Below are 22,924 nucleotides of genomic sequence, written 5' to 3' on the forward strand. Positions count from 1 at the left end.
TAATAAAATTATTATTTTTATTTATATGATATCAATTTTACGGAATTATGCCTAAAAATGCAAATAAGGACTGGCATCGCCAGTCCTTAAATATAAAGTGTTTATTTTATTTCTAATACTTTATCGCCTTTTGTAATGCGACCGTATTTTATATTGTGCATTGATTGTTGCGTTAAATTGGTAAAGATGATTGGTGTGATATCACTATCAGCATTTTCACGAATGTATTCCAGATCAACTTTTAATAATGGTTGTCCAACTGTTACTTTATCACCTGGTTTAACTAACATCTCAAAGCCTTGTCCTTTAAGACCTACTGTCTCTAAACCAAAATGTATTAATACTTCAATACCATCGTTACTTTCAAGACCAATAGCATGTTTTGTCGGGAAGTCCATTTTCACTTCACCATCAAACGGTGCAACAACTAAACCTTCAGATGGTTGGATAGCAATGCCGTCACCCATCATCTTTTGACTGAATACTTGGTCAGGTACTGTTGATAATTCAACGACTTCGCCTGTAATTGGCGCATAGATTGATGTAGCATTGTCTACATCTGAAGTTGCCGGAGTTGCTTCTACTGTTTCTTCAGCTTTCACAGCTCCCGGATCTTCAATATGAACTTGTTCAGGACGTGTTACTTCTCCAGACATAATACGCGCCATTTCATGCTTAATTTGATCTGATTTCGGACCAAAAATTGCCTGCATATTATTCCCTACTTCTAATACGCCTGCAGCACCTAAAGCTTTTAATTCTGGTACATCAACTTTTGATTTATCTTTTACTTCAACGCGAAGACGTGTAATACAAGCATCTAAATGTTTGATATTTTCTTTTCCACCCATCGCATCTAATACATTGAATGGTAATTCCCCTGCATTAGATGTTGTCGTTTGTGCTTCTTCAACCTCACGACCTGGAGTTTTTAAGTTAAATTTCTTAATCGCAAATGTAAATAAGAAATAGTAAACAATTGCATAAACTAAACCTACTGGAATAACTAATAATGCGTTTGTACGATCCCAGTTTAATAAACCGAATAATGTATAATCGATAAATCCACCAGAGAATGTCATACCAATTTTAACGTGTAATAAATGCATGACTAAGAAAGAAGTACCTGCAAGTAATACGTGAATACCATAAAGAATAGGAGCAACGAATAAGAATGAAAACTCTAAAGGTTCTGTAATACCAGTTAAAAATGATGTTAATGCTGCTGAAAGCATTAAACCACCCACAACTTTTTTACGTTCAGGACGCGCTTGACGGTAAATAGCATACGCTGCTGCCGGTAAACCGAACATCATGAATGGATATTTCCCAGTCGTAAACATACCTGCAGTAAACGGTACTCCATCCTTCATTTGAGCCATCCAGATACTTTGATCACCACGTACTAAGTTCCCTGCAGCGTTTGTATAGTTACCAAACTCAAACCAGAACGGTGCATAGAATATATGATGTAGTCCAAAAGGAATTAATGAACGTTCAATGATACCAAATATAAATGTAGTTAATACTAAGTTTTTGTTCAATAGGAATTCTGAAAGACCGTTTAACCCATCTTGAATTGGAGGCCAAATGATAGCAAGTGCTGCCCCAACAATGATTGCCATTACAGATGTAATGATAGGTACGAAACGTTTACCTGCGAAGAATCCTAAGAATGCTGGCATGTTAATATTGAAGAATTTATTGTAGCACCATGCGGCAACTGCCCCCATGATAATACCACCAAATACCCCTGTTTGCAGTGTAGGAATACCTAAAATTAATGCATGTGCAGGTTCTTTTGCTGATTGACCTAAAGTTTTAGCACCTTCAGCATATGAAAAGATATCATCGATAGTGATACCCATAAATTTACCGATTGTTGCGTTCATAATTAAGTAACCAACTAAAGCAGCAAGTCCGGCAACACCGTCTCCTCCAGCTAATCCTAATGCTGTACCAATCGCAAATAACAATGGTAAGTTATCAAAAATAACCTGACCTGCACTTTCCATAATACCAGATAACATCACAAAGAAATCTGCTTTTAACCATGGTGCAAATTGCACCAATTGGTCATTATGCATTGCATTACCAAAGGCAAGTAAAATACCGGCAGCTGGTAATAGTGCAACGGGTAACATTAATGCTTTACCAATACGTTGCAGTTGACCGAATAATGTTTTAAACATTGTAACTCCTCCTAAAATTTAGTTGTTGAGACTGTAAAGAAAAAATAATTAATACAATAATATTGTGCATATAAAACAAATATAAAGTCAAAAAAAGACATGAGTATGCACTGGTCCCTTTGTACCAGTCATAACTCATGCCTGCATCATCAGTTACACGTTATCGACTTCAGTATTAAATGCTTGAATATGCATTGTAAGATACACAAGCTCCGATTCATAAACCGGTTTGTTCAAATGCGTCTGCATCATCTTTACAATCTTTACTGCTGTATTGTAACACAGCGGATATTGCATTTTCAATACAGTTTCTAAATTTTTTTGATCTGGCATTCTATCATCAGCCATAATACGTTGCACTGCAAAACTAATATGCCTTATAAATCTTGAATAAGCAATGGACTGCTTGTCAATCACTACTTTTAAGTCATGTTCAATGAGATGGACTGCTTTCTTGATAACGTCTGTCATCACTTTCATATCACTTAAGGAATGATTGTTTACGGATGAATGAATGTGAAGTGCGATAAATCCAACCTCTGTTCTAGGAAAATTCACCTGTAATTTTTCATTTAACATTTGTACGACTTGCTCAGCAATCAAAAATTCCTGTTCATATAAAGCTTCTGTTTCAGATAGAAATGGATTGGCAATAAATATTCCATCCTGGTACCTTTTTAAAGCAAAGATGATGTGGTCAGTCAAAGAAAGTATAATTTTATCATCTATTTTGCCATCAGTTTGCTTATCAATATATTCTACGATTTCAATAACCGTTGCAATGACACTATCATCGGTTAATGCTAATAAATCTTTATATCTGGTTTGTTCCTGTTCAGTTTTAAGTTCAAAAATTTTTTCAATACGCGAAAGTTCCTGTTCGAGTAAAACTTGACCACTTTTTTTGGCAAAACCAATGCCTTTTCCTATTATCACCACTTCATTCTGATTTCTTGATGCGATTAAAACATTGTTATTCAGAACTTTATCTATTTTATATTGTTCCATCTCGATACCTCATTCCAAAGACCTATGTGTTAAATGTGTTTGCATGTTAAAATGTTATTAGCTAAACAGCTAAATAATGATTAAATACTGGAGGGGTTTAATTGAAATTGTATAAAAAGTTAATATTTATTGCAACAGCGTTATTACTATTCGTTATCCCATTTAAAAATGCTTCTGCCGTAACTGAGGAAGCATGGTCAGAGGCCGTTACTGTATATGGTGCAGCACTCGAACAAAATACGGACTTACAAAATAAAACAAAGTCACTACTTGGAACGGATGACAACGATAAAATTGCTTATGTCCATGCAGCAGATCTTACGAAATATTTATCATTACAATCTAATGATAGCGTATTGAAGTCTAGTATTCGAATTAAAAAACTTGCTGCGGGAGAGGGTCTATCATTAAACATCAATCAATCAGCAGGTAAAATCACTAAGATTTCAGAAGATACTTATAAAAACGCTTTGCTTACAGCAGGTGTAACGGATGCTGAAGTCACTATTGCTGCAGCTGAAGATGTTACTGGTGAAAGTGCTTTAGCGGGTGTTTATAAAGCCTTTGAAACTCAAGGTGAAACGATTAATACTGCGCAAACTCAAGCTGCTCAAAATGAATTGAATTCAATTTCAAATATCAATCAGGAAAATGCAGGAAAAGACGGATTTTCACAAGAACAATTAAATAAGGCGATTGCTGAAGCAAAAGCTGAAATTGCAAAACAAGGTGGAAATCTAAATACAACAGAAATTAAGAATATCGTCGTTCAAAAAATTGAGAATAACGGATTAAACAATATTATTTCAGATAATCAAATTAATATTATCGTCAACTTTATTAACAATGCACAAAACAGTGGTGTATTTAGCGGAGAAAACAAAGATAAATTCATCAACGGTGCAAAAGACTACGTCAATGATATTAAAAATTCAGATGGCTTTAAACAAGCAGCTGATAAAGCAAAAGATATGGGGAAAAGCATTAAAGACTCTTTAGAAAAAGAAGGTGTCTGGGATAAATTCATGAATTTTATCCAGTCAATTATTGATGCAATCACGGGATTATTTAAATAAAAATAAGCGTAGGACTATTTTGAAATAGTCCTACGCTTATTTTTTATTATTTTAAAAGATTCTCTTCTTCGTCTTTGTAACGATATGGATTTTCTCCCCACGTTTCAACTGATGATAAATCAGCTTTTACATGCTTTGTCTTAAACACAGGATTTAAACCACGTTTACGCTGATCCCCATAATCTTTAGCAACTTCAAAAACGACGTGTGCTAAACCAATAATCGCTGTGATATTTAGAATAGCCATTAAGCCCATGAATAAATCAGCAGTAGACCATACTGTTTCAACTTTAATCACAGCTCCAAAGAATACCATCACAACAACAAGTACTCTGAAGATAAACATAACAATTTTGTTCTTTGTTAAATACTCAATGTTTGATTGACCGTAATAATAATTTCCTAGTACTGAAGAATAAGCAAATAAGAAAACTGCAATCGTTAAGAATACTCCGCCAAATGAACCAATATGACTGTTTAAAGCGGCTTGAGTTACCTTAATTCCTTGAGGAGCTTTCTCTCCATATTCTAAACCACCATATAATAAAATCATAATAGCTGTCGCAGTACAAACTAACATCGTATCGAAGAAAACACCTAGAGATTGAATTAATCCTTGTTTAACTGGATGACTGACAGCTGCTGTCGCTGCTGCATTTGGTGCAGAACCCATACCAGCTTCATTAGAGAATAATCCTCGCTTAATCCCCTGCATAATCGTAAATCCTAATGCTCCACCAAATGCTGGTTCTAAGCCAAAGGCACCTTTAATGATTTGAATGATCATCGGGATAACATCACCGATATGCGTTACTAAAATAAAAAATACAAGTCCGATATATAAAATTGCCATAAACGGTACGATAGCTGTTGATACATTAGCAATCCAGCGTACACCACCGAAGATAACGAGTGCTGTAATAATCGCTAATATAATACCTGTCCATATCGGATCAAAATTATACTGTTCTTTAAAACTCTCAGCTATGGTATTCGATTGCACAGTATTGAAGACAAAAGCAAAAGTTACCGTGATTAATATCGCAAAAGTACTACCTAGCCATTTCTGACCTAGTCCAAGTTCCATATAGTAAGCTGGACCACCGCGGAAACCACCTTTGTCATCTTTAACCTTATAGACTTGTGCCAAAGTTGCTTCAAAAAATGCACTTGCTGCACCAAAGAAAGCAATGACCCACATCCAGAAAACTGCACCAGGACCACCAAGAACAATTGCTGTCGCAACACCGGCAATATTACCTGTACCTACACGACTAGCTGCACTAATTGCAAAAGCCTGGAAAGATGAAATTCCCTTTTTACCGTCTTCTAAAGTTTCAGGTTTTTCTCCAATCACCCTAAACATCTCAGGTAACCATCTGAATTGTACAAACCTAGAACTTAGACTAAAGAAAAATCCCGCAAGCAATAATAACCCGATTAAAAATTCAGTCCATATCAAATCATTTCCTGTTGTAACGATCGATTTAAACCATTCAGGTATCATTGCATCAAAATTAACATTTGAAAACAAAAACAAAACCCCCATATTCAATTATAAAATAAATAATACAAATTTTATTTTATCACAGAATATGAAGGTTGCAATTTATAATTTTATTTACATTTTATTACATCTAATTCAGAAATGGTATTCGCTTTGAGGATTACTTATCTTCAACGAAGAATAAGCGAAAATCATCTACAATACCAAACTCTTTTTCATCGATAACAAAACTTCCATTGGTATATCTATCAGCATTTCGAATTTCTTTTGTGTTCCCTTTATATGTTTCATCTTGAGATAATAATTCAAAATCTATATCTTCATTGATAATATATGCATCAACTATTTCATGCGCGTTTGATTTTAATTCTTTTAATATGACGACGCCACGATTTGCACGTTTCCCCTCTTCAAATAACTCCACTTTCATTTTCTTCATCGCACCTCTTTGTGTCGCGATTACTAATGAAGCATCTGAGTAAAGAATTTGGGTCGTTACGACATAGTCCTCGTCTTTTAGATTAATTGATTTTACCCCTGCTGCTTTAATACCTGTGGCATTGATTTCTTCCAATGAATAATGTAATGCCATCCCTTTACGTGTCACAGCTATGATGTGTTCTTCACCTGCTATATTCTCTACTGCAATAACCTCATCATCAGTTTTTAGTTTCATACATACTATCGGTTTAGAATAGCGAGTAACGTTAAATTCTTTTAACAATGTCTTCTTAATCATGCCATTTTTTGTTGCAATCATAATACTTTGAGTGTCATCAAAGGCCTTCACATTAATCATTTTTATCACCGATTCATTTTGTGCTAAAGGAACAATTTGAGATAAATGCGTACCTAAGTCTTTCCAGCGAACATCCGGAAGCTGATGAACAGGAATATAGATATAATGACCAAGATTCGTAAATACTAAAAGTACATCCTGAAGATTACTTTCTGCATAATTTAATAATATATCGCCATCTTTCGTCCCTATTTCATATAAACCGCTCGCCCCAAAACTTCTAGGCGAAGTTCGTTTAATATAACCATCTTTTGTTAAGCTGATAATCGTATCTTCACTAGGAATCAAAATTTCTTTTGATATCTTGATTTCCTGGATTTCATCTTCAATCTTACTTAGACGATCTTCACTGAATTCTTTTTGCACGGCTTTAAGTTCTTTTTTTATGACCTGCATCAATTGCTTATCATCATTTAAAATCTTATTTAATTTATCTAAAGTTGCTTGTAATTCATCATATTCATTTTCAAGTTGTACAATATCTGTATTTGTCAGGCGATAAAGTTGTAGCATGACAATAGCTTCAGCTTGGGCTTCAGTAAATTGGTATTTTGTTTTTAAGTTATCTTTAGCATCACTCTTGTTTTTTGAATGTCTGATGGTTTCAATAATCTCATCTAGTATTGATAATGCTTTTATCAGACCTTCAACAATATGCATACGTTTCTTTGCCTGATCAAGTTCATATTTACTACGACGAGTAATAACTTCCTGTTGATGTTTAATATAACTTTGCAGCATCGCCTTAACACCTAGTAAACTTGGACGACGATCACTAATAGCAACCATATTAAAGTTATATGCTACTTGCAAATCAGTATTTTTATATAGGTAGTTTAAAATACCCTCAGCATTTGCATCCTTTTTTAGCTCTACAGCTATTCTTAGACCATTTCTATCAGTTTCATCACGTACTTCAAGGATGCCTTCAACCTTCTTATCCGCACGCAGCTCATCGATACGTTTTACAAGACTGCTTTTATTGACCTCAAAAGGAATTTCGGTAATAACAATTTCTTCACGACCACCACGTAAAGTTTCGATATCAATCTTCCCTCTAATAATTGCTTTTCCTTTACCGGTTTCATAAGCTTGTTTTATACCCTCGCGTCCTTGAATTATGCCACCTGTCGGAAAATCAGGACCAGGCATAACAGTCATAATATCATCTGTTGTAACTTCAGGGTTATCTATAATCATTAAAGTTGCTTCAATAACTTCACTTAAATTGTGTGGCGGTATATCTGTCGCATAACCTGCAGATATACCTGTTGATCCGTTTACCAAAAGATTCGGATAATTCGCAGGGAGCACCATCGGTTCCATCGCTGTGTCATCAAAGTTTTGAACCCAGTCAACGGTATCCTGATTGATATTTCGTAACAACACACTAGCAAGTTTCGATAACTTGGCCTCCGTATAACGCATAGCAGCAGGTGGATCATTATCGATACTCCCGTTATTACCATGCATCTCAACAAGTACATGGCGTAATTTCCAGTCCTGGCTCATACGCACCATCGCATCATAAACTGAAGTATCACCATGAGGATGATAATTACCGATAACGTTACCAACTGTTTTCGCACTTTTTCTGAAGTTTTTATCAAAGGTATTACCCTCCGCATGCATCGCATATAAAATACGACGTTGCACAGGCTTTAGACCATCACGAACATCTGGGATAGCGCGGTCCTGAATGATATATTTACTATAACGTCCAAATCTGTCACCAATAACATCCTCTAAAGGTAGGCTTTGAATATTTTCCAGCATTATGCTTTACCTCCTTCAGACAAATCTACATTTTCTATCAAACTAACTTCTTCATCTTGTTCAAGTAATAATAATTCATCGCTTTCTAAAATACTCGCATCTTCCTGCATTCCAAATTCAACATTTTGTTCAATCCAATCACGGCGTGGTTCAACTTTATCACCCATTAACGTAGACACGCGCTTTGCACTGCGTAATTCATCATCAATTTCCACACGAATTAATGTTCTTGTTTCAGGATTCATAGTCGTGTCCCATAGCTGATCTGCATTCATCTCACCTAAACCTTTATAGCGCTGCAATATAAAGCCTTTTCCTACTTTCTTCTGAACATCTTTCAGTTCATCATCAGTCCAGGCATATTCTATGACTTCATTTTTTCCCTTACCTTTTGAAACTTTATATAAAGGTGGTAATGCAATGTAGACTTTTCCAGCTTCAATTAAAGGTCTCATATATTTAAAAAAGAATGTTAAAAGCAAGACCTGTATATGTGCACCGTCAGTATCTGCATCTGTCATAATAATTACTTTGTTATAGTTACTATCCTCAAGCTTAAAGTCATTCCCTACACCAGCACCAATAGTATGGATGATTGTACTAATTTCTTCATTCTTAAGAATATCGTCAAGCTTAGCTTTTTCAGTATTAATAACTTTACCACGTAGCGGCAGGATTGCCTGAAATTTGCGATCACGCCCTAATTTCGCAGAGCCACCTGCAGAATCACCTTCGACAAGGTATAATTCATTTTTTTCAGTATTTTTACTTTGTGCAGGCGTTAATTTTCCTGATAAAAGAGTTTCTTTACGTTTATTCTTCTTACCATTTCGTGCCTCTTCTCGCGCTTTACGTGCAGCATCTCTAGCTTGAGCAGCTTTTACAGCTTTCTTTACAAGTACCTGACTTAACTTACCATTCTCTTCAAAATAATATGGTAACTGTTCAGCAAGTATTGCATCCACTGCACTACGTGCTTCACTTGTTCCAAGTTTTGATTTTGTCTGACCTTCAAATTGCAATAGATGTTCAGGAATTTTAACAGAAATAATCGCCGTCATACCTTCACGAATATCATTTCCATCTAAATTCTTATCTTTTTGCTTAAGTTCACCAATTTTTCTGGCATACTCATTAAATACTCTAGTAACAGCAGTTTTCATACCTACTTCATGTGTACCGCCATCTTTCGTTCGGACATTATTAACAAACGACAGAATCGTTTCAGAATATTGATCATTATACTGAAAAGCAACTTCAACTTCGATCTCGTTTGCAGTACCACTAAAGTGAGCTACTTCATGTAAGATTTCTTTACCTTCATTAACAAACTTTACAAAATCACTTAAACCATGCTCGAAATAAAAGTCATCGTGCCTTTCAGGAATCACTCGATGATCGGTAATAGAAATTTTTAGGTCTTTAAGAAGGAATGCTGATTCTCGCAGGCGTTCACTTAAAGTATCATAATTAAATTTAGTCGTCTGTTTAAAAATTGCAGGATCCGGCTTAAACGTAACACTCGTCCCCGTCTTTTTACTTTTACCTATTTCTTCAAGTGTCGTCACTGGTACGCCGCCATTTTCAAAACGCTGTTTAAAAATCTTCCCGTTGTTGTGAATCGTAACTTCTAACCATTCACTAAGAGCATTTACAACTGAAGCACCAACCCCGTGTAAACCACCTGTAGTTTTATAACCACCTTGTCCAAATTTACCGCCAGCGTGTAACACAGTAAAAATAACTTCCGGTGTCGGTTTACCAGTCTTATGTAGTCCTGTAGGCATACCACGCCCATTATCTGTCACAGTAACTGAATCATCTTTATTCAAAATTACTTCAATGGCATTTCCGTGGCCATTTAATGCTTCATCTATTGAATTATCCAAAATTTCATAGACAAGATGATGTAACCCTCTTGTATCTGTAGAACCGATGTACATACCTGGACGCTTACGTACTGCCTCTAATCCTTCAAGAACTTGTATCGATTCATCATTATATTGATTCTTCGGCAAAACATTACCCCCTACAAACATACGTTCGTTAATTTTATACACATTCATTATTTTATCTAATCCTTAAGTTTTTGCAAGTAATATCATAATAAAATCATAATCACTTAAAAGGTTTACATAATATTTTTATAGTACTTTTGAATGTGCGTACTATTTAACTTTATCATAAAGACTAAAAAAACGGTATCTACTCAAAGATATCCGTTTAATAATTTATATCTTCATAATTTATATTTTATAATTACTTTGAATAAGCTATAATAAATATATAATTTTAAGAATTAGTATTAGTACCAGCTTATAAGGGGAGATTTTATGGTTATTGCACTGATATTTCTAGCTGCTTATTTAATCGGGAGCATTCCAACAGGATTAATTATCGGTAAGGTTTTTTATCATAAAGATATTAGACAACACGGCAGTGGTAATTTAGGAGCTACGAATACATTTAGAATATTAGGAAAAAAAGCCGGAATATTTGTGACTATTTTTGATGTACTGAAAGGTACTATAAGTGCTTTATTCCCTTTCTTTTTGCATCAGGATATTCACCCAATTTTGGTTGGTCTAGCTGCAGTAATCGGCCACGTCTATCCAATCTATTTAAAGTTTAAAGGTGGAAAAGCCGTTGCAACAAGTGCCGGAGTGATTTTAGGAACAAATCCGGTATTATTTCTAATCATCGCTGTCATATTCTTCACTTTACTCTTTTCGACTAAAATGGTGTCACTGACAAGTATTCTGACGAGCATCGCTAACTTTATCGGTTCATTATTTTTTGACGACAAAGTATTTATGGCTATTTCATTTGTTATTATGATTGTTATCATAGTAAGACATCGATCGAATATTGAACGTATTATGAACGGTACAGAATCCAAAGTTAATTTTAATAAAAATACTAAATGATAATATCCCCGAAATAGTAATTATATCGGGGATATATAATTGATTACTGTTTTTTTTCATACGATGAAAGTTCTAAATATTTTGCATGCCATTCTGGATAATAACGATCAAGACGTAATGGTTTTTCGCTGTTCTTTTTAATAACAATGTGTGTTGTCTTACCTGTTGCTGCAATTTCTCCATTTTCTTTATAGATTTCATATGCATACACAGTCTTTAGTTTGGAATAAGAATGAATCCAAGTTCTAACTTTAACTTTCTCAGGATATGTTACAGATTTTTTATATGAAACTTGAATATCTAATACAGGTGATATTACATCGTCTTTTTCCATATCTGCATATTTAAATCCAGCTTTTTCAATAAAATCTGTTCGTCCAACCTCAAACCATACCAAATAATTGGCATGATAGACAACACCCATCTTATCAGTTTCTGCGTAACGTACCTCAATTTCTTTTTCTGTATAATACACTTTTCCACCTACTTATTTATGATATATTCATTGTATCAAAAATTAGTATTAGGTACTAAAAAAAGACTTATGAAAAAATATTTCATAAGTCTTCAAAAAATTATTGTGCTAATTTATTTCTAAGTACCATTTGCAGGATACCACCATGACGATAGTAATCTAATTCTACTTCAGAATCAAATCTTGCTAATGCATTGAATTCAATGACTGTACCATCTTTTTTAACAGCAGTAACTTTTACTTCATCTCGAGGTTTAACACCTTCATTAATTTCTACTGAGAAGGTTTCTGAACCATCTAAACCTAATTTATCAGCTGAATCACCTTTTAGGAACTGTAATGGTAATACACCCATCATCACTAAGTTAGAACGATGAATTCGCTCATAACTTTGGGCAATTACTGTCTTCACACCTAAAAGATTTGTACCTTTCGCAGCCCAGTCACGACTTGAACCCATACCGTAATCATTTCCTGCTAGCACTACTAAACCTTTTCCATCTGCCTGATATTTCATACAAGCATCAAAGATAGGCATCACTTCACCTGTTGGCCAGTAAGTCGTGAATCCACCCTCAGTACCTGGTGCAATCTGGTTCTTAATACGAATATTGGCGAAAGTTCCACGCATCATTACTTCATGATTTCCACGTCGTGAACCATAAGAATTGAAATCACGAATTTCAACACCATTCTCACGTAAATATTTTCCTGCAGGCGTATCTTTACCGATAGCCCCTGCCGGAGAAATGTGGTCAGTCGTTACTGAATCTCCAAATTTACCCATTACCGCTAAATCTTTAAGCGGAGCAATGCTACCAGGTTCTTTTGATAACCCTTGGAAGAATGTTGGATTTTGAATATAAGTTGACGTTGGATCAAAATCGTATAAAGGTTGATCCGTTGATTCAATTTGATTCCATAATGGATTTGATTCAAATACTGATTCATACTCTTTTCTGAATAATTCCGGTGTAACTACGCTGTGAACAGCATCTTTCACTTCATCAATCGTTGGCCAGATATCTTTTAAGTATACATCTGTACCGTCTTGAGAACGACCAATCGGATCATTTTGTAAGTCGATATCTACTGTTCCCGCTAAAGCATAAGCAACAACTAATTGAGGAGAAGCTAAATAGTTCGCTTTCACTAACGGATGAATTCGACCTTCAAAGTTACGGTTACCAGATAACACTGAAGTCACTAATAAATCTTCATTTGAAATCGCTTCTTCAATCTCTGGTAATAATGGACCAGAGTTACCGATACATGTTGTACAACCGTAACCAACAGTATTAAAGCCTAACTTATCCAGGTAAGTTTGTAAACCAGATGCTTCTAAATAACCTGTTACAACTTTAGAACCTGGTGCAAGTGAAGTTTTAACAAAAGCAGGGACCACTAATCCTTTTTCAACTGCTTTTTTAGCTACTAAACCAGCCCCTAACATTACATAAGGGTTAGATGTATTTGTACATGAAGTTATTGCAGCAATAGCAATATCTCCTGTTTTCATTTCGACTGTGCGACCATCTTTGAATTCAACTTTAGCACGTTTATCAAATTCAGATTTATCAAAGCCATGACCTTGGTTGCCTGCTTTAGCAGTTACTGATTTAACAAACTCATCTTTCATATCGCTTAGTTTAATTAAATCCTGAGGACGCTTTGGACCTGATAATGATGCTTCGATTGTAGATAAATCTAAATCAACTTGATCTGTATATGTTGGATCTTCTTTATCAGTAGTAAAGAACATATCATTTTTCACTAAATATTCTTTTACGATAGCAATGTGTTCCTCGTTACGTCCAGTTAAGCGCATATAATTTAATGCTTCCTCATCTACTGGGAAGAAGCCACAAGTTGCACCGTACTCAGGTGCCATGTTAGCTATTGTCGCACGGTCTGCTAAAGGTAAGTTGACGACACCCGGACCAAAGAATTCAACAAACTTCCCTACAACACCTTTTTTACGTAACTCTTGAGTTACTCGTAAAGCAAGGTCTGTCGCAGTTGCACCTTCCGGTAATTCTCCAGTTAGTTTTACACCGATAACTTCTGGTACCGGAAAATATGACGGTTGTCCAAGCATTCCAGCCTCAGCTTCAATACCACCAACACCCCAGCCAAGTACACCAATACCATTAATCATTGTCGTATGTGAGTCAGTACCAACTAAAGTATCAGGAAAAACAACTTGTTCTCCGTCAATCTCACGAACATGTACAACATTAGCTAAATATTCTAAATTGACTTGATGTACGATACCTGTTGCTGGCGGTACAGCGTGATAATTATCAAATGCTTTCGTTGCCCAGTTTAAAAATTGATAACGTTCTTTGTTACGTGCAAACTCTAATTCCATATTGCGGTTTAGTGCTGTTTCATTACCGTACTGATCAACCTGAACAGAGTGATCTATAACTAAATCCACAGGCACTTCAGGATTAATTTTAGTAACATCCCCACCGACATCATTCATCGCTTTACGTAATGATGCTAAATCAACAACTGCAGGTACACCCGTAAAGTCTTGTAATATTACACGAGAAGGTTTAAAAGGTACTTCTGCATTTGGATCATTTTTTTTGCCCCATTTAATTAAGTGCTTGATGTGCTCTTCATTGATGACTTTACCATCAAATTGACGAAGAACCGATTCAAGTAATACACGAATTGAATATGGTAATTTGCTAATCTCACCTAATCCTAAAGATTCTAATGATTTTAAACTGTAAAAAGTATACGTTTTACCATTTAATTCAAATGTTTGTTTTGAAGCTTGATGTAAATTTGAATTCATGCTTCGTTCCCCCTATAGATTATTAATGCCTTTACACTCTTATTTTAATCAAAATAGAATTAGAAGTAAATATTATCACATTCCAAAAAAGCTATATCTCACTATAAGTTTTACTTATAAAAAAAGCAGTTCAAGTAAAAACTTGAACTGCAAGTATTATTAAAATTAATTAATCTTCATGTTTTTCTCAGGTGCCTCTATTGATTTCGTTCTGAATTTTTTATCAGGTTTTAAGGTTAATCCTAGACGCATACGTTCGTTATTGCCGTCTTTATAAACGGAAATTAACATTAACACAAGGACAAATGAGAATGGGAATGCTGCAATAATTGCTGCACTTTGTAATGCTGATAAACCACCAGCATAGATGAGTACTAAAGCGATTAACGACTGTGCAATTCCCCAGATTACTTTGACATAGTTTGCAGGTTCTAATGAACCATTCGTTGACTGCATACCTAATACAAATGTTGCAGAATCTGCTGAAGTGATAAAGAAGGTACAAATTAAAGTAAGTGCAATCAATGATAATCCCATAGCCATTGGTAAATGTTCAAAGATGGCAAAGAGTTGTGTTTCAACCACCATTTTTCCAATACTTGGTACATCCTTGAAGACTTCAATCCCTGTAACACCAAAGACACTGAACCACAATGCACTTATAATTGTAGGTACCAGTAATACACCAATTAAAAATTCACGTATCGTACGACCTTTCGATACACGTGCAATAAATATTCCAACGAATGGACTCCAGCTCATCCACCAGCCCCAGTAATAGATTGTCCAGCTATTCATCCATTTATGCTTATGCGCATCAAGAGGAGCAACATCAAAACTCATACTTAAGAAGTTTTGAAGTAAATTACCGATAGAAGTAGAGAACATATTCAAAATCAAAATTGTTGGCCCTAAAAATAAGACTGCTATTAATAATAAAGTTGCTATAGCAATATTTAAGTTACTTAAAATTTGAATACCTTTTGACAATCCACTCCATGCACTCGCTAAAAATAAAATTGTAACAACAATAATAATTATTAACTTAATATTAAAAGTATTTGGTACATTAAATAAATAATGCAAACCACCATTGATCTGCTGAGCACCCATCCCTAATGATACTGCAACGCCGACAACTGTTGCAAATACTGCAAGTACATCAATGATCGTTCCTATAAATCCATCTACTTTATTTCCAAGGACTGGTCTTAACGTCTTAGAAATTAATCCAGCTTCACCTTTTCTAAACTGTGCATAAGCAAGTCCAAGTGCTACCACCCCATAAGTAGCCCAGGCATGAAATCCCCAATGGAAAAATGTATATCTAAATGCATCCTTCATTGCCTGATCAGATTCAGGTTTAGCAACCGGAGAACTGATAAAGTGACTTAAAGGCTCTGCTGCACCGTAGAATACAAGTCCAATACCCATACCTGCACTAAACAACATAGCAAACCATGAGATTGTACTAAATTCTGGTTTATCCGACGGTCGACCTAACTTCAGTTTACCGATAGGACTTAAAATAAGAAATAAACATGTAAAAACAAAAATAGAAGTAATCATAACATAATACCAGCCAAAATACTTAGATATCCACTGGTTAACGTCGCCTGTAACTTTACTAAACTGTTCAGGTACAGTCACCCCAGCTAAAACGGTTAACATAACTAATGCTAAGGCAATGTAAAATACCGATGTTAATTTTTTACCTTCTTTCATCCAAAAACTCCTCTCAAAATATATTCAAAAACAGTCTATAGTATATCAAAAATGACAAAAAGATTCAACACTTTTTTAATATGTTATGTAATGTAAAATAGAGATTGCTTTTTCACTTTTCAACATGTAAAATGAAATCATTATAGGAGGTGACTATACATGTCATTATTAAAAGAATTTAAAGAGTTTGCAGTTAAAGGTAATGTATTAGATTTAGCAGTCGCAGTAGTTATCGGTGCAGCTTTCGGTAAGATCGTTTCATCTTTAGTTGCAGATGTTATCATGCCAGTAATCGCATTAATCTTTGGCAATACTGATTTCGCTTCATCTTGGGCTTATAAAGGTATTAAATACGGTGTATTTATTCAATCTATCGTTGACTTTATCATTGTTGCAGGAGCAATTTTCTTATTCGTAAAATTAATCAATAAATTTACTCGTAAGAGTGAAGTTGAAGAAGTTGAAGAAGCTGTAGAAGAGAATACTGTCTTATTAACTGAAATTAGAGATTTATTACGTTCTAAATAAAAATTAAAGGGGATTGCCAGTGGCAATCCCCTTTAATTTTTACTTTTTATATGGTCCTTCTTTAATCATTGTTTTTAAATCTTCAACAATTTCTGCCTTCGGAAACTTTTTATCACCTGTATCTTTACCTGCATAATCTTTCATAATCACACCATTTTGATCTACTAAATAAAATGATGTACCGTGTGTAGCCTGATCATTTTGTGCTGTAGGTGGTACAACGATTGTTTTAAAGTTTTCTTCAGCAAACTGACGGATGAATTTTTCATCGTAACCGGTTACCGCTGTCCAGACACCTTTAGGTGGATTATATTGATTAATATATTTTTTTAATTTCTCAGGTGTATCTTTCTTTGGATCCACACTGAAACTAATGATGCCATAGTCTTTTGATGAGACACCTTCTTTTTCAAGGGCATCTGCCACTTGACTCATGTTATACGTCATCGGTGGACATACAGTTTTACAATTCGTAAAGATAAAGTCAACCAGCCATACTTTTCCTTTTAATTCTTTTTCCGAAACTGACTGTCCTGCTTCATTTTTACCTGAGAACTCAGTAATCGTATTCCCATATAAAGATTTCGGTACGATACGAGAATTACTACAAGCTGCTAACATAATCACCACAACTAAAAAAAGTGTTAAATTTCGTAAATTTTTCATAAGCCCCTCCTATTTATCAATGATAAATATAACAAATATTAGTGACCCTGAGTATACTATTTATACGAAAGTTTTGACATAATTATTACAATTCATTGATACAATTATTTAATTTCAAAGGACGCATGACTCTCGTACCCATTCGATTCTACTCTTAATATGGCAGGCATTCTTTCTTTAAGCAATTGAACATGACTAATCATCCCTACAAGTTTGCCAGTCGTTTGAAGATCAATCAAAGCATCGATAGCCACTTCTAAAGTTTCATTATCCAATGTCCCAAATCCTTCATCTATAAATACCGCTTCCAGATGCACTCCACCTGCATTCTGCATTACAAAGTCTGATAATCCTAATGCCAGGCATAGAGAAGCGATGAAGGTTTCTCCTCCAGATAAGGAAGAAATACTTCGCGTTTGATTCGCATTATAATCATAGACATCAATAACTAAACCTTGTTTTCCTCCACCCTTTTTTTCGATGCGTCGTCGTAGCTCATAACGATTGCTCGTCATTTTTCGAAGTCGTACATTCGCAAGTAATAAAGTCTGCTCCAGATAATAGATAAGAACATACGTTTCAATATCAATTTTTTGTGGATTGTTACCATTTAAAGCATCACTCAATAAAATTATCGAACGTACTTCACCCATATTTTCTTCAAACTCAGATAATTTTTCAATAAGCTGCTTATAGTGTCGATGATAAGTTTTTAGTTGTTCTCTTGTTGCAGTTAGATTTGAACGAAATGTATCAATATGTTGTTTCTGTTTATTTAAATCTTCCTCTAATACATCAAGGTTTTGAGGAGAACGTCCTGCAATCAGTTTATTCAACCTGTCTATTTCATTTTCAAGAGTAAGTTTCTGTTCAAAATACTTTTTATTCTCTCTTTCAAAACTACTTATAGTTTTTGATATGTCAATATCTGCATACAGTACTTTAATTTTTTCAGGAATATTAAACTGTTCCAGTCTACTGTTAAGCCTTTCAATACTAATTCGAGATGCATCAATTTGTTGTTCTGTATGTTTAATATTTTGTTCCAAAATACTTAATTCTTTTTCTGAGTTATTAACTTTACGATCTAACAGTTTGAATTGATGATTAAATTCTGTGACTTCATACTGATACTGTTCATATTGCTTTATAAAAATAGTATAGTCATCAACTTGGGTTTCTTCTTTAAAAGATTTCTGCATGTCAATTAAATTTTCATAGTCGCTCTCATTTTTGATCAACTGACTTTCCATCGTTGCCAAGAACTTTGATAATTCATCTACATCCTTTATTTTAGAATGGAGTGCTTGTTTATGGGTTGATAATTCATTTTGCATTTCAATGACATTTAATTTTTCATGCGCTTTATTTTTAATTTTAACTTCTATCTGCTTAAATAGTATCTCTAGTTTGTTGATCAATTGATTGATAGCATCTACATTTAAATTATCTATCGTTAATTCAGCTATCAACTTATTTATTTCTGTTACAGATTGAATATGTGAAGATATCACTTCCGCTTCATGTAGTTGCTCTATATCTTCCAGATAGATATTTAATTTCATATGATGCTCAGCTATCTGTTCATTTATTATTGCGAGTTCAATTTGTAATTGATGCGCTTCTAAGTGCGAATCATCATCAAGTGTGGTGATATGATTACCACAGACCGGGCACTTTTCTCCAACATTTAATGATGCTCTTATTCCATTGATTTGTTCAATATCCTGTACTGCTTCTCCTCTTTGAAGCAAATATAATTGTTCTGAGATATTTTTACGTTTAGCATTTAAATCTTTTGAATTGTCATAAGCATCAGTCATACGATGTATTTTATTTTGTAGTTTTCTGATAGATTCAATATATACAGACATTTGTTCTATTTGATTATTTATCGTTCCAAGCTCTAGATCACTTTCAAAATTTAATTTTTCAAGGGTATCAAGTTCATGTTGCAATGCTTTGATTTCAACTATACGCTTATCCATCGATTTTATATCATTTTTTAGTATTTCTATCTTTTCATGTAAATTTTTGATGTCTGTTTCTAAATTTTGATATTTATCATATGAAAAACGCTCATTTTTAATGATATAGTGGTTCTTTTTATCTATTTCTTCTTTTAATTTACTATGTGCCTCAAATTTAGCTAAAAAATCATTAAATTCTGTTGATTGTTCCTGAAATTTTGCCTGTAACTCTTTTAACAATTGTTCATCACGCTGATTATTTTCCAATGATTGATTTAAGTCTTCTACAGTAGCCTGATAATGAACTAATTGTAGTAAATATTTTAAATCCTCTTGTTGCTTTGTAATCTTTTCCTCATCCTGAATAAGCACTGTAAAATCGTTTTTAACCGATTGAAGTTGTGCGATGTTTTGGTTCAGTTCGTATGCACTTTGAAAGTTTTTTGAACGCTCCTCATGTTTTTTCATCATGATATCCAGTGACTGAGTACCTGTATCTACCTCATTTTGTAATTTTGCTAAAGCACCTTCTATTTGCTGGCACTTTTCTGCATGACTGAGATGCTCACCAAGGTATAGATCATTGAATAAACCGAAATGAACATTCAGCTCCGCTTCTATAGCTAGCATTGCATTTTTTTCTTTTTGAACTTTTTCCTTTAACTGCTGAGAAATCTTTTGTATTTTTGAAGTATCAAATAATGTCCGTAGAATATCTGTCTTTTCTTTTGATCCTGCGACGAGTAATGATTTAAATTCACCTTGAGGCAGGATAAATATCTTTCGAAATTGATTTGCATCTAATTTTACAATCGATCTGATTGCTTCTTTACCAGCTGTTAAACCCGAAGCCAGCATAACTTTTTCACCATCTACTATTTCAAAAACTGAGAGCTGTGTCGCTCGTTTTGTTTTATTACCGGTTTTGACAAATGGTAAATCTCTATAAATCTCATATTGCTTATGTTTTATATTAAAATTATAGATAACTTCCGTCGGTTCCTGATCAGTTGCGTTTATATTTCTTAAAAATGCTTCATCACGGTCACTTGTAGAAGCTTCACCAAACAACGCATACATGATACCATCAAACAGCGTTGTTTTTCCCGCACCAGTTTTACCACTAATCAAAAATAATTTATTATTTTTTAATTGATCAAAGTCAATCGTCACATGTTTAAAAGGACCGAATGCCTTTAAGGTTAAGCGATTAGGCCTCAAGAGATTCACCTCCATTGCCAAGTAAATTCTTAATGGTTTCAAACTGCTTATCATCAAGTTGTTGATCCGTCATCTCTTCATAAAAGTGCGTGATAAGTTCTAAATGGCTCAAATGCGTAACATCCATGCTCTGTATCTGATTATCTCGATAATTTATTACTGGTTTTAATTCAAGTAGATTTGGATAAATGCCTTTTAATTTAGTCATCGGTTCATTAATCGCTTCCATCTCACTGAGCTCTAATTTCAAATATGCATTTGGATTTACACCAAGCTTTAAAGCCATCGCCTCATCAAATGTCCCTTTTCCAACTTCAAGATCTCGAACATAGGTTAATGGTTTAAACAATACATTTTTGTTCTCTAAATCAATGATACGATAACCTTTTCGCTGTCCTATCTCTGAAAATGAATAGCGCATGATACTGCCGCTATAAAAAACTTTGTCGTCACGAATGGCATCAGGTGTATGTAAATGTCCGAGTAATGTATAATCAAATACATCAAATAAATATCTATTAACATTTTCCACCGTACCAATCACAAGTTCACGTTCTGATTCCGTTTCACTTCCTCCTGCTACAAACAGGTGACTGACAAGTATATTGGTCTTATGTTGATCTAATTGCTCTGTAATCAATTCTACGATGCGTTGATAAGTATCCTGGTGCGTACGTATCTCCTCATCCTGAAAATACATTCGTGCATAGGCCGGTTCGATATAAGGGATCAAATAAAAATTGACTCCCTCTATTTCAACAGGATTTAATCCATCCTCGATGGCAGTTGATAAGTAATATCTAAAGTTTTTAAAATAACTTTTAGCATGACCTAATCGTTCTGCTCCATCATGATTCCCACTCACCGCGAGTACCGGAATTTTTCGCTCGATATTTACTGCCAGTAAAAATGATTCATAGACCTGCATAGCTTCTTTGGATGGAATGGAACGGTCATAAATATCACCTGCAATCACTAAAACATCGATTTGCTCTTCATCTATACGATTAATCAATTGATTCAATACTTCACGTTGATCCTCTAATAATGAAAATTGATTGATTGTTCTTCCTATATGTAAATCGCCAATGTGCATGATTTTCATAGCTTCACCTCTAAAATGATTATACAAAAAAACACATCCCATATATAGGGATGTGCCGATGGTGGGTTTACTATTTATTTAGAATGATTTTTATGCTTCAACATCAAATAATACAGTTTCAACCTTATCCACTAACTTCGCAGATTTTACTTGTACCGGAATACCCGCATTCGTAACGAAATAATTAGATTTAATGATATTCTCCATAACACTTAAAACGACTTCCTTAGTAATATCGTCTTTTGGTTGATTAACTGAAAAAGTATAGTTTTTACCAGTATCAGTCACAAAATTCATTTGTAATGTTTTCATTATATGCTCCTCCTGTTATTAAATGATTGCTTTAGTTTCAACTTTATCAATCTTTACATAGACCTCTCCTGTTAACTGTGCAATGACATTGCTGAATAACTGTAATTCATTATCTGTTAAGTCCAGACGAACTTGATTGAAACGACGTGCTTTAAATACTTCTTTACCATCTTCTTTAATATCAGCAACATATAATAAATTTACAACGACATCCTTCAACATGTTTATCACCTCCTTTACACTTTATATATCGAAACGGACATTATAAGATAGACACATAATTTTTAGTTATATATAATGTGAAGTGAGGTGAAGTACATGAACGACTGGTTTATGATTTTTATATTTTTATGGTCTGTTTTATTTATTACATTATTAGCCATCGGCGGCTTTTTTATGTTTAGGAAGTTTTTGAAAAGAATGCCTAAAGAAGACGGAAAAAGCGAACTTGACTGGCAGGAATATTACATTAATAAAGCTTTACCATTGTGGGGAGATGATGCAAAATCTCTACTAAACGAATTAGTATCACCCGTACCGGAACTCTTTAGAAATGTTGCTAAAGAACGTATCGCTGGTAGAATTTCTAAAATTGCGCTTGATGAAAATGCATCATCTATTGAACTTGACCATATTTTACGTGGATATATTATAGCCACACCTAAACGAGATCATCCTTTTATGAAGAAGAAATTAAATCAACTAGGTATAGATTATTCACCTTATGAGGATTATTTTAAATATGCAGATGATGAGAAGCAAAAATTCTCAATATTTGATCATTCTGAAATCATTCAAGAAGAAAAACAAAACCAAAAAAAATAAACC

General features: G+C 34.3%; 17 protein-coding genes. 4 read left to right on the plus strand and 13 right to left on the minus strand.

What is annotated here, in order from left to right; genetic code table 11:
- Nucleotides 1-101: 101 nt before the first annotated feature.
- Together ptsG and glcT are read right to left on the minus strand one after the other, a co-directional pair.
- Nucleotides 102-2,192 (minus strand): glucose-specific PTS transporter subunit IIBC, encoded by a 2,091-nt coding sequence (gene ptsG, locus ACMGE6_RS10960; RefSeq protein WP_414053813.1) that lies wholly within the window; start codon nt 2,190-2,192, stop codon nt 102-104.
- 153 nt (nt 2,193-2,345) lie between these two features.
- A complete protein-coding gene (gene glcT, locus ACMGE6_RS10965; RefSeq protein WP_414053814.1) occupies nt 2,346-3,200 on the minus strand; it encodes a glucose PTS transporter transcription antiterminator GlcT in 855 nt (284 codons plus the stop codon).
- Nucleotides 3,201-3,301: 101 nt separating this feature from the next.
- Between glcT and ACMGE6_RS10970 the strand changes: the two genes are divergently transcribed.
- Nucleotides 3,302-4,276, plus strand: a complete 975-nt coding sequence (locus tag ACMGE6_RS10970; protein WP_414053815.1) for a DUF1002 domain-containing protein — start codon at nt 3,302-3,304, stop codon at nt 4,274-4,276.
- A gap of 46 nt (nt 4,277-4,322) precedes the next feature.
- Here ACMGE6_RS10970 and ACMGE6_RS10975 read toward each other — a convergent pair whose 3' ends face one another.
- The 3 genes from ACMGE6_RS10975 to parE form a co-directional block, all read right to left on the minus strand.
- Entirely contained in the window at nt 4,323-5,783 is a 1,461-nt protein-coding gene (locus tag ACMGE6_RS10975) for an alanine/glycine:cation symporter family protein (protein ID WP_414054859.1), read from the minus strand.
- Between the two features lie 160 nt (nt 5,784-5,943).
- Nucleotides 5,944-8,358: a DNA topoisomerase IV subunit A gene (gene parC, locus ACMGE6_RS10980; protein ID WP_414053816.1), complete on the minus strand. Its 2,415-nt coding sequence runs from the start codon at nt 8,356-8,358 to the stop codon at nt 5,944-5,946.
- Nucleotides 8,358-10,397, minus strand: a complete 2,040-nt coding sequence (parE, locus tag ACMGE6_RS10985; protein WP_414054860.1) for a DNA topoisomerase IV subunit B — start codon at nt 10,395-10,397, stop codon at nt 8,358-8,360. Before parE ends, parC begins: the two co-directional genes overlap by 1 nt.
- Nucleotides 10,398-10,691: 294 nt before the next feature.
- Here parE and plsY point away from each other — a divergent pair, with 294 nt between their 5' ends.
- Nucleotides 10,692-11,285: a glycerol-3-phosphate 1-O-acyltransferase PlsY gene (gene plsY, locus ACMGE6_RS10990; protein ID WP_414053817.1), complete on the plus strand. Its 594-nt coding sequence runs from the start codon at nt 10,692-10,694 to the stop codon at nt 11,283-11,285.
- Nucleotides 11,286-11,328: 43 nt separating this feature from the next.
- Here the strand turns inward: plsY and ACMGE6_RS10995 are convergent, their stop codons facing one another.
- From ACMGE6_RS10995 to ACMGE6_RS11005, 3 genes are all read right to left on the minus strand, one after another.
- On the minus strand, nt 11,329-11,760 hold the full coding sequence (locus tag ACMGE6_RS10995; RefSeq protein ID WP_414046491.1) for an acyl-CoA thioesterase: 432 nt from the start codon (nt 11,758-11,760) through the stop codon (nt 11,329-11,331).
- A 100-nt stretch (nt 11,761-11,860) separates the two neighbouring features.
- The gene (gene acnA / locus ACMGE6_RS11000) at nt 11,861-14,569 is read right to left on the minus strand and encodes an aconitate hydratase AcnA (protein WP_414053818.1); all 2,709 of its coding nucleotides are present in this window, start codon (nt 14,567-14,569) and stop codon (nt 11,861-11,863) included.
- Between the two features lie 165 nt (nt 14,570-14,734).
- Nucleotides 14,735-16,294 (minus strand): glycine betaine uptake BCCT transporter, encoded by a 1,560-nt coding sequence (locus tag ACMGE6_RS11005; protein WP_414053819.1) that lies wholly within the window; start codon nt 16,292-16,294, stop codon nt 14,735-14,737.
- A gap of 159 nt (nt 16,295-16,453) precedes the next feature.
- Here ACMGE6_RS11005 and mscL point away from each other — a divergent pair, with 159 nt between their 5' ends.
- Nucleotides 16,454-16,822 carry a large conductance mechanosensitive channel protein MscL gene (gene mscL / locus ACMGE6_RS11010; RefSeq protein ID WP_414046494.1) on the plus strand — a complete coding sequence of 123 codons (369 nt, stop codon included), beginning with the start codon at nt 16,454-16,456 and terminating at the stop codon, nt 16,820-16,822.
- A 39-nt stretch (nt 16,823-16,861) separates the two neighbouring features.
- Here the strand turns inward: mscL and ACMGE6_RS11015 are convergent, their stop codons facing one another.
- The 5 genes from ACMGE6_RS11015 to ACMGE6_RS11035 all read right to left on the minus strand — a co-directional run bounded on the left by ACMGE6_RS11015 (nt 16,862) and on the right by ACMGE6_RS11035 (nt 22,318).
- Nucleotides 16,862-17,488: an SCO family protein gene (locus tag ACMGE6_RS11015; protein WP_414053820.1), complete on the minus strand. Its 627-nt coding sequence runs from the start codon at nt 17,486-17,488 to the stop codon at nt 16,862-16,864.
- 104 nt (nt 17,489-17,592) lie between these two features.
- On the minus strand, nt 17,593-20,679 hold the full coding sequence (locus ACMGE6_RS11020) for an AAA family ATPase (protein WP_414053821.1): 3,087 nt from the start codon (nt 20,677-20,679) through the stop codon (nt 17,593-17,595).
- On the minus strand, nt 20,669-21,784 hold the full coding sequence (locus ACMGE6_RS11025) for an exonuclease SbcCD subunit D (RefSeq protein WP_414053822.1): 1,116 nt from the start codon (nt 21,782-21,784) through the stop codon (nt 20,669-20,671). Before ACMGE6_RS11025 ends, ACMGE6_RS11020 begins: the two co-directional genes overlap by 11 nt.
- Before the next feature lie 90 nt (nt 21,785-21,874).
- The gene (locus ACMGE6_RS11030) at nt 21,875-22,096 is read right to left on the minus strand and encodes a DUF2922 domain-containing protein (protein WP_414046498.1); all 222 of its coding nucleotides are present in this window, start codon (nt 22,094-22,096) and stop codon (nt 21,875-21,877) included.
- A gap of 18 nt (nt 22,097-22,114) precedes the next feature.
- Complete coding sequence (locus ACMGE6_RS11035) at nt 22,115-22,318, minus strand: hypothetical protein (RefSeq protein ID WP_414046499.1); 204 nt, start codon at nt 22,316-22,318, stop codon at nt 22,115-22,117.
- A gap of 96 nt (nt 22,319-22,414) precedes the next feature.
- Between ACMGE6_RS11035 and ACMGE6_RS11040 the strand changes: the two genes are divergently transcribed.
- Nucleotides 22,415-22,921 (plus strand): DUF2621 domain-containing protein, encoded by a 507-nt coding sequence (locus tag ACMGE6_RS11040; RefSeq protein WP_414053823.1) that lies wholly within the window; start codon nt 22,415-22,417, stop codon nt 22,919-22,921.
- Nucleotides 22,922-22,924: the final 3 nt, after the last annotated feature.

This window comes from Macrococcus equi, assembly GCF_047426745.1.
Classification (GTDB): domain Bacteria; phylum Bacillota; class Bacilli; order Staphylococcales; family Staphylococcaceae; genus Macrococcoides; species Macrococcoides equi.